This is a genomic window from Pseudomonas sp. R37(2017) (genome assembly GCF_002113375.1).
Classification (GTDB): Bacteria; Pseudomonadota; Gammaproteobacteria; order Pseudomonadales; family Pseudomonadaceae; genus Aquipseudomonas.
The window spans coordinates 155,509-171,897 of sequence record NZ_NEHO01000003.1 but is presented as its reverse complement, the minus strand read 5'-3'; the positions used below and the strand labels follow the sequence as shown (position 1 = coordinate 171,897).

The window sequence follows — 16,389 nt, the reverse complement described above, 5'->3', positions numbered from 1 at the left end:
AGATGACGATGAAAATACTGGGCATAAATACTGGTCATGACGGCCACATTTGTTTAATTGAAAATGGGATGCTGGTATTCAGTCACGAATCCGAAAAGAATAGTGGCGCGAGATATGCGCCTCTATCCCTGAGTTCAGCAATAACCAATGTCATTCAAAATTTTGGAGATCTGGATGCCATCGCCGTAAGCGGATGGGCAGAAGGTGTGGACCCCAGAAATACGCCAACCGAAGGTGGGTATCTTGGGCTAAATATCGAACAAAGTATCTGTGACTTAGGTGGTAAAGATATAATTTGGATAAACTGCAGCCATGAGATATCACACATTATCTCCTCTTACGCCCTATCTCCCTACGCGGATAAAAAAGCCTGCTACGTGTTACTTTGGGAAGGATTTATAGGAAACTTCTATAAGATCGCCCCCGACATGGAGATTCAGTTGATCGGTGAAGTTATGCAAGGACCGGGGCTTCGATATGCATTTACTTATGGTTTGGCTGACCCAACTTTTAATCTAAAAAAAGGCTATTGCAGGTTGGGTGATGCAGGGAAAATGATGGCATTGGCTGCGTTCGGAAAGGGCGGAGAACCGGATGAATTTGAGTCAAAAGTTATCGACTATATAATAAACTGCGAATCTGCCATCGACACACTCAACAAGGCAGAACTAATAGACAGCGGTTACTACAACATAGGCGTAGACTCTGCAAAATTTTGCAATCTAGCTAAAAAGCTATCAGACCGACTTTTTAGCGTATTTTATGAATTTGTCAGCGAACATATCACCGAAAAACTTCCCTTACTGATATCAGGCGGTTGTGGCTTGAACTGTGAATGGAATAAGAAATGGGAAGTATCAGGGTTATTTGAAGATATTTTTGTTCCTCCTTGTACCAATGACACAGGCGTCGGTATTGGTGCATCCGCTGTGGCGCAAAAAATACTTACGGGTAATGTCGAACTCAAATGGTCAGTCTATTCAGGACAACCTTTCATTTCAGAAACTGTGGGTAAATCTGAATTTTCAAAAAGCCCTTTAGTTCTGAAAGATGTGTGCGAAGCACTATTAGCAGGTGAGATTGTTTGCTGGGTTCAGGGGAACTGTGAAATTGGTCCTAGAGCACTGGGTAATCGATCAATTATCGCCGCACCTTTTTCAAGGAGCACCACTGAAAAATTAAACATTATAAAACAAAGAGAACACTATCGGCCTGTCGCTCCAATTTGCATAGAGGACGATGCCAAGCTTTACTTTGAAAACTGCACTCAAAGCAAATTCATGTTGTCTTTTCACAACGTAATTGACAAGCGACTTAAAGCCATTACTCATATTGATGGGACGGCCAGGGTCCAGACGATCAACTATAAGGACAACATCAACATGTACAATTTATTATCAGAATTCAAAAAACTATCGGGGGTCAGTGTTCTTTGTAACACCTCACTAAACACCAAAGGAAGAGGTTTTATAAATTCATTAGCCGACCTTGAGCTTTTTTGTTTGAAAAACAAAATATCTATGTTCGTAGTAGATCAAACAATGTATCGCACCAACTGGGCCGAACAGTAATGCGTCCACATGCAAACGGATACAGCTACTTATGTGGCATACGATTTAGTAGTTCTGTAACACTTTGGGTAGACTTCGTTCTAATTTTTACGGTGCTTACATTTGGATTCAATGCTTCTCCACAAATACTGGGGTATGCAGCAGCATTATATGGACTTCCATCACTACTATTAGGGCCATTCTTCGGCACACTGGCCGATCATACGAGCCCTTTAAAATTCTTAACTATCAGCTTTTTAATCCGCTTTATCGTTGCCTGTCTATTATTTGGAGCAAACTCTGAAGCTTTCTTCCTGGTGTTTGTCTGCCTCAAAGGAATATCAAATCTCGGCTCAGGAGCAGCAGAAATAATTTTAACCAGAAAGCTTTTGACAAACAAAGATCTCGTTAACAATATTTCACTGATAACAATAATGGATCAGTTCATTAAAGTCTGCTCACCTCTCGCGGCCGGTATCATTGCGACCATGGCAGATAAAGCATACGGCTTTTTAATATCCGCTTCTTTTTCACTATTCGGTGTATTCTGTGTAGCCCTGCTTTCTTTAAGTTGTCGAGAGAAAAAAATACACAATCCCGAAAGACGATCATTTGGAAATCTAGAAGCATTAAAGGTGCTGTTACGGAGCGGCCCTTCCACTCAATTATTTTTCACCTGCGCATTAATTCAATCTGCCGTATTGGGGTGCTACGACTCGTTACTAAGTATACTTCTGAAAAATATTGGATTTGAAGCATATGTATTTGGAGTAATCGTTAGTTCTACGGCACTAGGGGGAATCTTAGCCGGCCTGACCTTCAAACTAGTTTACCCCAGAAAAATCTCTCTATGCTCAACTTTCTCTCTACTAATATTTGGTCTAATGGTAGCAATTGCGGGACTACTTCCAATGATAGAAAACGCATCGATACTTGCCACCTTGATGTTTATTTTCTTCATCGCTGGCTTCTCCTATGGGCTTACATCTTTAGGATTTGGCGTAACCTTGCAGAAATACTGCCCTTTATCTAATCTAGGGACAGTGTCAGCGTCCGCACGCAGCTTAACATTGTTATTTATGATCGCAGGGCCGATTTTTGGTGCATGGTTATCGACACTTATTTCAATCGGCGGTGTTTTTGTTCTTTCTGGAAGTATCGCCGTATTATTCGGGGCGCTTCTACATTTTAGGTATCGCGATGATTTCTCTTCAGAGGCAACTCGCATATTAAATGAATGACGAGGTTGTCTTGGATAATAGAGTTGCTGTGTTGACACCATCGAAAGCAAACTCGCCCACCGATTATCAAACACGCATAAAAAACCGGGCAACTGTGAGGCCGCCCGGTTCTTGTGTGAGAGGTTACAAATGCGATTCGGCGTATTCGGCCAGGATCGAACGTGGCACCCCTTGCAGGGTGATGTGCACCCCGTTCGGGAAGTCCTTGAAGCGTTCAGTGAGGTAGGTCAGCCCGGAACTGGTCGCGGACAGGTAAGGGGTATCGATCTGTGCGAGGTTGCCCAGGCACACCACTTTGGAACCGGCGCCGGCGCGGGTGATGATGGTTTTCATCTGGTGCGGCGTGAGGTTCTGGCATTCGTCGATCAGAATCAGGCTTTGCTGGAAGCTGCGACCCCGGATGTAGTTGAGGGATTTGAACTGCAACGGCACTTTGCTGAGGATGTAGTCGACGCTGCCATGGGTGCTTTCGTCATCCATGTGCAAGGCTTCGAGGTTGTCGGTGATGGCGCCCAGCCACGGCTCCATTTTTTCCGCTTCGGTGCCGGGCAGGAAGCCGATTTCCTGGTCCAGGCCCTGCACGCTGCGGGTGGCGATGATGCGGCGATAACGTTTGCTGACCATGGTCTGCTCGATCGCAGCGGCCAGCGCCAGGATGGTTTTACCCGAACCCGCGGCACCCGACAGGTTGACCAGGTGGATGTCCGGATCGAGCAAGGCGTACAACGCCAGGCTCTGATAGATATCTCGCGGCTTCAGGCCCCAGGCTTCCTGGTGCAGCAGCGGTTCCTGGTGCAGATCGAGGATCAGCAAGCGGTCTTCTTCAATCTCCTTGATCCAGCCGACAAAGCCCTGTTCATCAATGATGAATTCGTTGACGTGCACCGCCGGCAGGTTGTCGATCAACTGCACCTGATGCCAGGTGCGGCCGTGATCCTGACGGGTTTCGACCTTGCTCACGCGGTCCCAGAATGAGCCGGTCATGTTGTGGTAGCCATTGGGCAGCAAGGACACGTCATCGACCAGTTGGTCGGTGCTGTAGTCCTCGGCCGCGATCCCGCAAGCGCGCGCCTTGAGGCGCATGTTGATGTCTTTGGTAACCAGCACCACGGGCTTCTTCGGGTCGCGCGTATGCAGGTCGATCAGTTGGTTGATGATTTTGTTGTCGTTGAGGTGCTCGGGCAGAATCAGGTTCGGCTCGGCATGCTTGCTCATCAGAATTGACAGCAAACCCTTGGGTCCGCTTTTGCCACGCTGGATCGGCACACCCTGTTCGACATCCTCCGGTGAAGCATCACCCAGGGTCTTGTCGATCAGGCGGATGGCCTGGCGGCATTCGGCGGCAACGCTGTGATGCCCGCTCTTGAGCTTGTCGAGCTCTTCAAGCACGGTCATCGGGATCGCGACGTGGTGTTCTTCGAAGTTAAGCAGCGCGTTTGGATCGTGAATCAATACGTTGGTATCGAGTACATAAAGGATTGGCTGGTTGGAAGAAGAGCTACGTCCGTGATCATCCATACTCGGTCACCTTTGTGGGAGCCATTCGACGCAATACCTAGACGGTGTTGCGCCTCGAAGTGACTGCCGAATACACCTGCGGGGACTCAAGTGTTCTGCATACATGCGGGGTCTTGGAAGACGCCACCTGTGTTGCAGGTTTCGGCGGTCTGTCTTCGTAATACTCCAAAACGTGTGACAGAAAAAAGTACTTTGACGCTTTTTTGAAGTTTATTTTTCAGAATGACCAATAACACTTGGCGGACTGCCATCACCCGTTTACAGTCAGAAGTCAACCTGCAACGAATTCCCCTCCAAAATTGCCAAAAACCCAATGTTTACCGGGTTTTGTCGCTTTCAGCGAAACGCATCCTGGCAATCATCCCAGCCGATCCCGACCGGCGCCGTTTGCGTGACCAGCCACGGCAACGCCGTTTTCACCCCGTCCTGCTTCACATTGAAATTGATCACGCCGTGTCGCCACAGCAGCATCAGGGTCAGCACCCGTTGCGCACTCGGTTCACCCTTGAGTTTGCCGGCGCCGTCCTGGGCGTCGATGTCCCACAGCGCTACCTGCAAACCCTGAGACTTGAAGAAGCTTTCAGCATCGGAACGGCGCTGACCGTCGGGCGGACGGAACAGCGGCACGTAGTTCTCCGGCAGTTTGCTCTTGACCAGTTCAGCACTGCGCCGCACCGAGTCCTGCCAATCCTGCCAGTGGCTGTGGGAGCGGAACTCCCAGCCTTGCACGCCGATGCACTGGGTCGAGTAGGTCGCTTGCAGGTCACTCACCGAATGCTCGGCCAGCCGGGCCTGGATGTCCTTGCCAAGCACGAAGAACGTTGCGCTCATGTTCGATTTGCGCAGGTACTCGGTGACCCAGGCGGTATTGTCCGGCGCGGCGTTGGCGGCGCTGTCGAAGGTCAGCAGAAACAGCCGGTCATGCATCTGGTCGCCGTTGCGCTCATAGTCGCCGAAACGATCGACTTCGCTGCTGGTTTGCGGGAACAGCGCGGCCTTGCGCAACTGCTCGTCCAGGTATTGAGTGTGAAACACACGGCTCGGCTCGGCCCACTTGATGTAGTAGCTGTCTGCGCTGACCTGGAACTTGGCGGCCTGCTCGCGCAGGGTGGGCATGTCCTCGACCAGAAAACAGAAGGAGGCATCCTGGTCGCAACTCTGTTGGGCGAAGTTGTAGTTGGCCAGCAACCGTTGCCACAGATGCTGGCGAACCCGGTTGACCGACTCCAGATTGATCCTGCGCAGGCCCAGGCGTTGGGCCAGGGCTGCCTCATCCTGCGCCTCGCTGGCCAACAGCACGCTGGAAAACATGAGGATCTCGGCCCTCGACGCCACGTCGAACAGCGTCGGGTTGCCGAGTTTTTCCGGCCAGGTGCCCCGATCAAGCGTCGCCACATCGCCCGGTGCCGCCAGCACGCCGAAGCTCGACAGCCAGATCGAGATGAAAAAAACGATACGCAATGGGATGTCTCCATAACAAAACCCGCGCGGCACTATAGCTGATCCAGGTTCAACTCCTGCAGCATCACAGTCCCCTTGTAGGAGCGAGCCTGCTCGCGATAGCAATATTCCAGACACCGACTTTGGTGAATGTCATACCGCAATCGCGAGCAGGCTCGCTCCTACAGGTTCTGGTGCAAAGCCACCGGTCATCACCTATGGACGTGATAGCTGGAGTCAACGAGGACAACCCCCTAGAATCGCCGCCACGATTAAAGGAGACGACTTCATGCTGATGGTGATTTCACCCGCCAAGACCCTCGACTACGAAACACCGCCGGCGACCCAGCGCTTCACCCAGCCGCAGTACCTCGACCACTCCCAGGAATTGATCCTGCAATTGCGCGAACTGACGCCCGCGCAAATCAGCGAATTGATGCACGTCTCCGACAAGATCGGCGGGCTCAACGCCGCGCGTTTCGGTAGCTGGACGCCTGCGTTCACCCCGCAGAACGCCAAGCAGGCACTGCTGGCCTTCAAGGGCGATGTGTACACCGGCATGAATGCGCAAACCCTCAGCGAAGCCGATTTCGATTACGCCCAGAAACACCTGCGCATGCTCTCTGGCCTGTACGGCCTGCTGCGTCCGCTGGACCTGATGCAACCCTATCGCCTGGAAATGGGCACCAAACTGGCCAACGCCCGGGGGAAGGATTTGTATGCCTTCTGGGGCACGCGCATCAGCGAATGGTTGAACGAAGCCCTGGTCGATCAGGGCGATGACGTGCTGCTCAACCTGGCGTCCAACGAGTACTTCTCGGCGGTCAAGCGCAACGCCTTGAACGCACGCATCATCAATACCGAATTCAAGGACCTGAAGAACGGCCAGTACAAGATCATCAGCTTCTACGCGAAAAAGGCCCGAGGCCTGATGAGCCGCTTTGTCATCGAGGAACGCATCAACGATCCGGCGACCCTCAAGCAGTTCGACGTTCAAGGCTATCGCTACAGCGCCGAGCAATCGAAACCGGACAATCTGGTGTTCCTGCGCGATCACGCACCAGAGTGATGCACCGGGTCGGCGCACGGCCTCCCCCCTCCTCGTGCGCCGACTCTGGACTCACTTCAGCCTTACCCCGCCTTTTCGCCATTTTTATGGCGCCAAAAATACATCACTCGTTTTTTTAACTTTAGTTTCACTCGACTTCGATCTTTTTTTTGCGTAGTGGCACGGACTTTTTTTAACAGTAGTGGCAAAAAACTATCCGCCTCAATTATCCGCCTATATATAAAGGGCGAAACGGCAAGTGCTATCAATTTGAGAGCAGTGCCATCTTTCTCAATATTTCAAGAAATTTCAGATTTCACGATGGGCGGGTTGGAACTATGTCCAAACGTGCCGCTCATACCACCGGTAACGATTCTCGCCGAGCGTGTACGAGATAACTTACGCAGATAAGCGATTCATGTAGCGAAGTTGTAATACAAACTTGCGCTGACTAATCACTGCTTTGGACAACAGCAAGCGAACAGGAGATAACGCGGTATGACTCTCCCCTGCAAAGCCATGGCAGCGCCCCGACAAACGTGTTCACCCGAGCACCAAACCGCTTGATCCACGGGCTTTCGGCCTGACATCAAGCGAGTAGTATCTTTGCGCCAGCATCCCCTGAAAGGAGGATCGGCTGCATGACAGGGCAACTCATAAGAACAAGGCCTAGTTGCGCACTCCTTGAGTGCATTTATTTAGACACTTGTAATTCATATGCCAATACACGGCATTGTTGCGCCTGTCAGTCGCACTTGTGAGTGCACTTCAAGCGCTGCACACCATGAACTCTGGCCATTTAATGGCTCGATATACAGGTTTGATAATAGAGAGGTAATTGCGATGCGCATCAGCATTTTTGGTTTGGGTTACGTCGGCGCAGTATGTGCCGGTTGCCTGTCTGCACGGGGTCATGACGTCGTTGGCGTCGATGTGGCCAAAGACAAGATCGATATGATCAATGCAGGAAAATCGCCGATTGTAGAACCGGGCCTGGGCGAACTTCTGGCCCAGGGCATCCAGACCGGTCGTCTGCGCGGTACCACCAACTTCGCCGAGGCGATTCGCGACACCGACCTGTCGATGATCTGCGTGGGCACGCCGAGCAAAAAGAACGGCGACCTGGAACTGAACTACATCGAGGCCGTGTGCCGCGAAATCGGCTTTGTCCTGCGCGACAAGACCACCCGCCACACCATCGTCGTGCGCAGCACCGTACTGCCGGGCACCGTGGCCAACGTGGTCATCCCGATTCTCGAAGACTGCTCGGGCAAGAAGGCCGGCGTTGATTTCGGTGTAGCCGTGAACCCTGAGTTCCTGCGCGAAAGCACCGCCATCGCCGACTACGACCAGCCGCCCATGACCGTCATCGGCGAATTCGACAAGGCATCCGGCGATGTTCTGCAATCGCTGTACGAAGAGCTCGACGCGCCGATCATCCGCAAGGACATCGCGGTTGCCGAGATGATCAAGTACACCTGCAACGTGTGGCACGCCACCAAGGTCACCTTCGCCAACGAAATCGGCAACATCGCCAAGGCGGTCGGCGTCGACGGCCGCGAAGTGATGGACGTGGTCTGCCAGGACAAGACCCTCAACCTGTCCCAGTACTACATGCGCCCGGGCTTCGCCTTCGGCGGCTCGTGCCTGCCAAAAGACGTGCGTGCCCTGACCTACCGCGCCGGTTCCCTGGACGTGGAAGCCCCGTTGCTCAACTCGCTGATGCGCAGCAACGAATCCCAGGTGCAGAACGCTTTCGACATCGTTTCCAGCCACGAAAAACGCAAAGTCGCCCTGCTGGGCCTGAGCTTCAAGGCCGGCACGGACGATCTGCGCGAAAGCCCGCTGGTCGACCTGGCGGAAATGCTGATCGGCAAGGGCTACGACCTGAGCATCTACGACAGCAACGTCGAGTACGCCCGTGTTCACGGCGCCAACAAGGACTACATCGAGTCGAAGATCCCTCACGTCTCGTCCTTGCTCAACGCCGACTTCGACGCGGTGATCAACAACTCCGACGTGATCATCCTCGGCAACCGTGACGAGAAATTCCGCGCCCTGGTGCAGGAAGTTCCACACGGCAAGCAGGTGATCGACCTGGTTGGCTTCATGTCTCAAGCCACCACCGCCAAAGGTCGCGCCGAAGGGATTTGCTGGTAAGGCAGCCCCCCCTGTAGGAGCGAGCAAGCTCGCGATGAACCCGAGAACACCGCGGGGAATCAGCTACCCAGCGTCATCGTTGGCGACCATCGCGAGCGTGCTCGCTCCTACAGGTTCTACGAGATCGAGACGGATGCAAATTATGCACAGGCTAAAACACGGCTTACTCCAGGCCGCCGGTTGGCTGTTCTACCTGAGTTTACTGATGGGCCTCGCCATGGCGTTGCCCGTGTCCACATTCGACTCTGAATCGAAGGACTTCATCTTCCTGATTGGCGCCGTAGGTATCTGGCGCTATTCGATGGGCGCCACGCACTTTGTGCGCGGCATGATTTTTCTCTACATCGTCTACCCGTACCTGCGGCGCAAAGTGCGCAAGCTGGGCAAGGCGGCAGACCCGTCCCACGTGTTCCTGATGGTCACCAGTTTCCGTATCGACGCGCTGACCACCGCACAGGTCTACAGCTCGGTGATTCGCGAAGCCATGGAATGCGGCCTGCCGACCACGGTGGTCTGCTCCATCGTGGAAATGTCCGATGAACTGCTGGTCAAGAGCCTGTGGAAACGGATGAACCCACCGTCGCACGTCAAGCTCGACTTCGTGCGTATCCCCGGCACCGGCAAGCGCGATGGCCTGGCCTACGGCTTCCGTGCCATTTCCCGGCACTTGCCGGATGACCGCGCCGTGGTTGCCGTGATCGATGGCGACACCGTGCTCGCCGAAGGCGTGGTACGTAAAACCGTGCCGTGGTTCCAACTGTTCGGCAACGTCGGCGGCCTGACCACCAACGAGTTTTGCGAAGTGCGCGGCGGCTACATCATGAGCGAATGGCACAAGCTGCGTTTCGCCCAGCGTCACATCAACATGTGCTCGATGGCTCTGTCCAAGCGCGTACTGACCATGACCGGGCGCATGTCGGTGTTCCGCGCCACCGTGGTCACCAACCCGGACTTCATCGCCGACGTGGAAAGCGACTCGCTGCACCATTGGCGCCTGGGTCGTTTCAAGTTCCTTACCGGCGATGACAAGTCGAGCTGGTTCAGCCTGATGCGCCTGGGCTACGACACGTTCTACGTACCCGACGCGGCGATCAACACCGTTGAACACCCGCCGGAAAAGAGCTTCATCAAGGCCAGCCGCAAGCTGATGTTCCGCTGGTACGGCAACAACCTGCGGCAGAACTCCCGCGCCCTGGGCCTGGGGATCAAACGCCTCGGCGTGTTCACTTCGGTGGTGCTGTTCGACCAGCGCGTGTCGATGTGGACCTCGCTGCTGGGCCTGACCGTGGCACTGATCGCCAGCTTCAAGTACGGCACCGCGTTCATCCTGGTGTACCTGCTGTGGATCGGCATCACCCGCCTGATCCTGACCCTGCTGTTGTCGTGCTCCGGACACCGGATCGGCCCGGCCTACCCGGCGATTCTCTATTACAACCAGATCGTCGGCGCGCTGGTGAAGATCTACGTGTTCTTCCGCCTCGACCAACAGTCCTGGACTCGCCAACCCACTTCTCTGTCCCGTGATCTCGCCAGCTTTCAACGTTGGTTCAACACCTGGTCGTCTCGGACCATGACCTTCTCTGCCGGCAGCATCTTTGTCGCCGTGCTGCTGTTGATGGTCTGACCGAACTCGCCTGAATTAACTAGGAAAACGCCCTTATGAATACCGCCGTCAACGCCAACGTAGTGCACGAATCCGAAGCCCAGCGCCAACACGCCCGCGTGAAAATACCGGCCAAGTTGCGCTTCTTCGGCCCAGACCGGACGCCGGTCGAAGCCCGGGTGATCGACCTGTCCGCCGGTGGCCTGGCGTTCAACGCCGGTCAATTGCCACTGAAGGTCGGCGACGTGTACAAGGCCCGCCTGCAATTCGTCATCGACAACCTCGGCCTGGCCATGGACGTCGAGTTGCAGGTCCGCTCCTTCGACCGCCAGACCGGACGCACCGGCTGCCAGTTCCAGAACCTCGAGCCGCAGGACATTTCGACCCTGCGCCACCTGATCACCTCGCACCTGGCTGGCGACATCGTCAGCATCGGCGAAGTGCTGGCGACCCTGCAGCGCGACAACTTCACCAAGGCACGCAAGCACAAGGACGGCGGCCACGGCATGTCCGCCCTGGGGCGCATGAAAGCCGTGACCTTCAGCCTGGGGATCTTCGTGGTTGGCGTGGCCGCCTTCGGTTTTGTTTTCAAATCCGTGTACGGCATGTACTTCGTCAGCCACGCCCAGGCCGGTCTGGTCAGCGTGCCGGGCGTGAACATCACCATGCCTCGCGACGGTACCGTGCAGAGCCTGGTGAAAGCCGACGGCGTGGCCGCCAAGGGCGCACCGCTGGCGACCTTCAGCACCAGCATGCTCGACGTGCTCAAGGGCCATCTGGACGAAGACCAGCTGCAACCGGCCAAGGTTGAAGAACTGTTCGGCAAGCAGATGACCGGCACTCTGACCTCGCCTTGCGATTGCACCGTGGCCCAGCAAATGGTTGCCAACGGTCAGTACGCCAGCAAGGGCGACGTGATCTTCCAACTGGTCCCGCGCAACAGCGAAGCCAACGTTGAAGCACGCTTCTCCTATCGCCAGTTCGGCGAAGTGCGCCCAGGTACTTCCGTGCGCTTCCAGATCGCCGGCGAAGACCAGACCCGCACCGGCAAAATCGTCAGCAGCACCAGCCTGAAAAGCGCCGACCTGTCCTCCGACATTCGCGTACTGATTCAGCCGGACGAAACCCTGGACAGCTCCCTCGCCGGGCGCCCGGTGGAAGTGAGCAGCGACCGTGGCCCGAACCTGAACTGGCTGATCGACAAAGCCATGGCTGTCGGTCTTTAAGTCGAGGACATGCCTGTGACTACTCCAACCCTCAACACGCCACCGACCCTGTGGGAGCGAGCCTGCTCGCGATGGGATCAGCGCGGTTTGTCTGAAGAACCGAGTCGCCTGCATCGCGAGCATGCTCGCTCCTACAGGGGGTCTCTGTGTGCCGTGGCATTGGCGGTGAGCCTGGCCGGTTGCGCCGGCCTGCCCGACCAGCGCCTGGCCAACGAAGCGCTCAAGCGTGGCGATACCGCCACCGCCGCGCAGAATTACCGGCAACTGGCAGACCTTGGCTACAGCGAAGCCCAGGTCGGTCTGGCCGATATCCAGGTCGACAGCCGCGACCCGGCGCAGATGAAGCAGGCCGAGGCGACTTACCGCGCCGCGGCCAGCGTTTCGCCGCGTGCCCAGGCGCGTCTCGGTCGCTTGCTGGTGGCCAAGCCCGGCTCCACCGAAGCCGAGCAGCACGAAGCCGAAACCCTGTTGAAAAAAGCCGCTGCGGCAGGCGAAGGCAACACCCTGATCCCGCTGGCGATGCTGTACCTGCAATACCCGCACAGCTTCCCCAACGTGAACGCGCAGCAGCAGATCAGCCAATGGCGCACCGAAGGCAAGCCGGAAGCGGGCCTGGCGCAAGTGCTGCTCTACCGCACCCAGGGCACCTATGACCAGCACCTGGATGACGTGGAAAAAATCTGCAAGGCCGCGCTCAACACCAGCGACATCTGCTACGTCGAACTGGCCACGGTCTATCAGAAACAGGCCAGGCCCGAACAACAGGCCGAGCTGATCAAGCAGATGCAAGCGGCTCACGCTCGCGGCAGCGTATCGGCGCAACGCGTCGACAGCGTCGCTCGTGTGCTCGCCGATTCGACCCTGGGCCAGACCGACGAGAAAACCGCGCAGTCGCTGCTCGAGCCGATCGCACCGGGCTACCCGGCGTCGTGGGTCAGCCTTGCGCAATTGCTCTACGACTTCCCCGAACTGGGCGACGTCGACCAGATGATGAAGTACCTGGACAACGGTCGCGCCGCCGACCAGCCGCGCGCCGAACTGTTGCTGGGCAAGCTCTACTTCGAAGGCAAACTGGTGCCCGCCGACGCCAAGGTCGCCGAGGAGCATTTCCAGAAAGCCGTGGGCCGCGAAGTCGCTGCCGATTACTACCTGGGCCAGATCTATCGCCGTGGCTACCTGGGCAAGGTCTATCCGCAGAAGGCCCTCGACCATCTGTTGACCGCTGCGCGCAACGGCCAGAACAGCGCCGACTTCGCCATCGCCCAACTGTTTTCCCAAGGCAAGGGGACCAAGCCTGACCCGCTGAATGCCTACGTCTTCAGCCAATTGGCCCTGGCCCAGAACACCCCGCAAGCCACCGAGCTTGCACAAACAATCCAAACGCAACTGCCGCCCGACCGGCTGGCCGAGGCCCAACGCCTGTTGAAACAAGAACAGGCCGTGCGCGGCGCCCTGAGCCCGAACACGCCGGAGCTGAACGCCCTGCAAGAAGAAGCCAGCGAGGAATCCAAATGAAGTTGAATCCATTCATGAAGGCCGGCATCGGCCTGACATTCGCGCTGATCTGGTCTTGCCCGACGCTTGCTGCGATGACTGAAGAAACCAAGAACTTTGGCCTGGACGTGAAAATCACCGGCCAATCCGAAGACGACCGCGACCTCGGCACCGCCCCTGGTGGTGACGTCAACGGCGTCGGTCTTGACCTGCGTCCGTGGGTCTACGGTGAAAGCGGCGCATGGAGCGCCTACGCCATGGGTCAGGCGGTGACGTCCACCGACATCATCGAGACCGACACCCTGCAACAATCCGATGGCGCCGAAAACACCGACAACAATGATCGCCAGACCAAGAAAAACTACCTGGCCATGCGTGAGTTCTGGGTCGGTTACAGCGGCTTCACGCCTTACCCCGGCGAGATCCTGAAGCTCGGCCGCCAACGCCTGCGCAACGACGACGGCCAATGGCGCGACACCAACATCGAAGCCCTGAACTGGACCTTCGACACCACCCTGCTGCGCGCCAACGTCGGTATCGCCGAACGCTTCAGCGAGTACCGTACCGACCTCAAGGAACTGTCGCCGCAAGACAAGGATCGCCTGCACGCCTATGCCGATGCCGCGTACCAGTGGACCCCGGGCAACTGGGTCGGCATTCGCGGTCATCACACCCACGACAACGGCAAGCTCGACTTCCCGGAACCGGGCGTACCGACCGACTCGCTGGACAAGAAACAGAACGGTGACATCAGTTGGCTCGGCCTGACCGCCGACAGCGACGCCTACAACTGGCGCAACACCAACACGCTCAACTACTGGGGCAGCATCACCGGCATGAGCGGCGACGTCGACAAGGTCAACCCGCTGAACGCCGACGGCACGGCGCCGGCTCAAGCCAAGCGCGGTGAAAACCTCAACGGCTGGGCCACCGATGTCGGCGTGCGTTTGCGCCTCGATCCACAATGGCAGGTCGGTGCCGCCTATGCCCGCGCCAGCGCCGAGTACGAACAGAACGGCCTGGAAAGCAACCGTTCGAACTACACCGGCACCCGCTCGCGAGTACACCGTTTCGGCGAAGCCTTCCGCGGCGAAATGAACAACATGCAGACCGCCACCCTGTTCGGATCGTGGATGCTCAACGACGAATACGACGCCAGCCTGATCTACCACAAGTTCTGGCGCGTCGACGGCAACAAGCCGGTCGGCAGCAACGGCATCAACGCCGTCCAGAACAACACCGACGACGCCACCGGCACGATTCTCTCCAGCACTTCGCTGCCGCTGAACGATGGCGAGAAAGACCTCGGTCAGGAAATGGACCTGGTGGTCACCAAGTACTTCAAGCAAGGCTTGTTGCCCGCGTCGATGAGTCAGGCGATCGATGAGCCTTCGGCCCTGGTGCGTTTCCGTGGTGGTGTATTCAAGCCGGGCGATGCCTACGGCAAGGAAGTCGATTCGTACATGCACCGCGCGTTCATCGACGTGATCTGGCGCTTCTGATGCACATTGCGAAGGGAGTCTCCCAGATGAATCATCCAGCCCGAAAAGGCTCGATCAGCCTGTTGGCCGGCGCGATGCTGCTGGCCAGCACGACTGGCTTCGCCAATGTGGAGCCGGCGAAGCCTGTGACTGTGGCCAAGGAACTGCAACAGGCCAAGACCTACACCGTCAGCAGCGCACCGAGCGCGCCGCTGGAACTGGCCACGCCGAAACTGCCGGACGTTTCCGGCTACACCGCCGAAGCCATCGCGGCAAAAGTCGTGCGCAGCAAGCCGGGCAAGATCAGCCTGCGCCGGATGATGCAGGAAGACGCCCTGAAGGACTTCATCGGTGGCGACAACAAGATGGCCGAATGGGTGGTGCGCCAGCACGGTATCCCCCAGGCGATCTTCGTCGACGACGGCTACATGAACCTCAAGGACCTGGCGAAAAAGGTTCCCAAGCAGTACTTCAGCGAAACCTCGCCGGGTGTGTTCCTCTCCCGGTTGCCGATCGTGGTCGGTCGTCACGGCATCCTCGAAATCGACAAGCAGACCCAGGAACTGCGCCTGTCCCAGGAGGGCGGCGCGTTCCTGGTCAACGACGGCCAGTTGTTCGTGCGTGACACCAGAATCACCGGCTGGCGCGAGAAGGACAACGGCCCGGCGACGTTCAATTCGCCAAAGGAATTCCGTCCGTTCCTGCTGTCCTGGGGCGGCACCGAGACCTACATCGCCAACAGCAAGATCGCCAGTTTCGGCTACGCCAACAGTAAGTCCTATGGCGTGAGTATTTCCCAGTACACGCCGAACATGGCCAAGGTGCTCAAGCGCCCTGAACCCACAGGCTGGATCGTCGGTTCCGAGTTCTCGGACATGTGGTACGGCTTCTACTGCTATGAAACCCGCGACTTCGTGGTCAAGGGCAACACCTACAAAGACAACATCGTCTACGGCATCGACCCGCACGACCGCTCCCACGGTCTGATCATTGCCGACAACACGGTGTACGGGACCAAAAAGAAGCACGGGATCATTATTTCCCGTGAGGTCAACGACAGCTTCATCTTCAACAACCGCAGCTACGACAACCACCTCTCGGGGCTGGTGATCGACCGTAACAGCGTGAACAACCTGATCGCCCACAACGAGATCTACCAGAACCACACCGACGGCATCACCCTCTACGAGAGTGCCGACAACCTGTTGTGGGGCAACCGTGTGCTGAGCAACAAGCGCCACGGCATCCGCATCCGTAACAGCGTGAACATTCGCCTGTACGAAAACGTCGCCATGGCCAACGGCCTCACTGGTGTGTACGGCCACATCAAGGATCTGAGCAACACCGACCGCGACATCAAGCTCGACCCGTTCGACGCCCAAGTGTCACTGATCGTGGTCGGCGGTGAACTGGCGGCCAACGGCAGCGGACCGCTGTCCATCGACTCGCCGCTGAGTGTGGAGCTGTATCGCGTGTCGATGCTCGCACCGACCAAATCCAGCGGTATCAGCTTCACCGGCATCCTTGGCGAACGTCAGGATGAAATTCTCGACCTGCTGGTGCGCCAGCAGAAAGCCGTGCTGATCGACCCTGTCGAACGCCAGACCGAAATGCGGGACTGAGGATAA

General features: G+C 56.6%; 11 protein-coding genes. 9 read left to right on the top strand and 2 right to left on the bottom strand.

What is annotated here, in order from left to right:
• Positions 1–8 precede the first annotated feature (8 nt).
• Both CAG47_RS06575 and CAG47_RS06570 read left to right on the top strand, forming a co-directional pair.
• Positions 9–1,571 (top strand): carbamoyltransferase C-terminal domain-containing protein, encoded by a 1,563-nt coding sequence (locus CAG47_RS06575; protein ID WP_085724102.1) that lies wholly within the window; start codon positions 9–11, stop codon positions 1,569–1,571.
• Entirely contained in the window at positions 1,571–2,791 is a 1,221-nt protein-coding gene (locus CAG47_RS06570) for an MFS transporter (RefSeq protein WP_085724101.1), read from the top strand. The genes CAG47_RS06575 and CAG47_RS06570 overlap by 1 nt, the downstream gene beginning before the upstream one ends.
• A gap of 123 nt (positions 2,792–2,914) precedes the next feature.
• Here the strand turns inward: CAG47_RS06570 and CAG47_RS06565 are convergent, their stop codons facing one another.
• Positions 2,915–4,309: a PhoH family protein gene (locus CAG47_RS06565; protein ID WP_085724100.1), complete on the bottom strand. Its 1,395-nt coding sequence runs from the start codon at positions 4,307–4,309 to the stop codon at positions 2,915–2,917.
• Positions 4,310–4,645: 336 nt separating this feature from the next.
• Positions 4,646–5,770 (bottom strand): polysaccharide deacetylase family protein, encoded by a 1,125-nt coding sequence (locus CAG47_RS06560; RefSeq protein WP_085724099.1) that lies wholly within the window; start codon positions 5,768–5,770, stop codon positions 4,646–4,648.
• 268 nt (positions 5,771–6,038) lie between these two features.
• Here CAG47_RS06560 and yaaA point away from each other — a divergent pair, with 268 nt between their 5' ends.
• The 7 genes from yaaA (at position 6,039) to algG (ending at position 16,383) form a co-directional block, all read left to right on the top strand.
• Positions 6,039–6,818, top strand: coding sequence for a peroxide stress protein YaaA (yaaA, locus tag CAG47_RS06555; protein WP_085724098.1), 780 nt, complete (start codon positions 6,039–6,041; stop codon positions 6,816–6,818).
• 822 nt (positions 6,819–7,640) lie between these two features.
• Positions 7,641–8,957: a nucleotide sugar dehydrogenase gene (locus tag CAG47_RS06550; protein WP_085724097.1), complete on the top strand. Its 1,317-nt coding sequence runs from the start codon at positions 7,641–7,643 to the stop codon at positions 8,955–8,957.
• A gap of 142 nt (positions 8,958–9,099) precedes the next feature.
• A complete protein-coding gene (alg8, locus tag CAG47_RS06545) occupies positions 9,100–10,581 on the top strand; it encodes a mannuronan synthase (RefSeq protein WP_371917177.1) in 1,482 nt (493 codons plus the stop codon).
• Between the two features lie 35 nt (positions 10,582–10,616).
• Complete coding sequence (locus CAG47_RS06535) at positions 10,617–11,786, top strand: alginate biosynthesis protein Alg44 (protein ID WP_085724095.1); 1,170 nt, start codon at positions 10,617–10,619, stop codon at positions 11,784–11,786.
• A 15-nt stretch (positions 11,787–11,801) separates the two neighbouring features.
• Complete coding sequence (gene algK, locus CAG47_RS06530) at positions 11,802–13,301, top strand: alginate biosynthesis TPR repeat lipoprotein AlgK (protein ID WP_085724337.1); 1,500 nt, start codon at positions 11,802–11,804, stop codon at positions 13,299–13,301.
• Positions 13,298–14,782 (top strand): alginate export family protein, encoded by a 1,485-nt coding sequence (locus CAG47_RS06525; RefSeq protein ID WP_085724094.1) that lies wholly within the window; start codon positions 13,298–13,300, stop codon positions 14,780–14,782. The genes algK and CAG47_RS06525 overlap by 4 nt, the downstream gene beginning before the upstream one ends.
• 26 nt (positions 14,783–14,808) lie before the next feature.
• Positions 14,809–16,383, top strand: coding sequence for a mannuronan 5-epimerase AlgG (gene algG, locus CAG47_RS06520; protein WP_085724093.1), 1,575 nt, complete (start codon positions 14,809–14,811; stop codon positions 16,381–16,383).
• Positions 16,384–16,389: the final 6 nt, after the last annotated feature.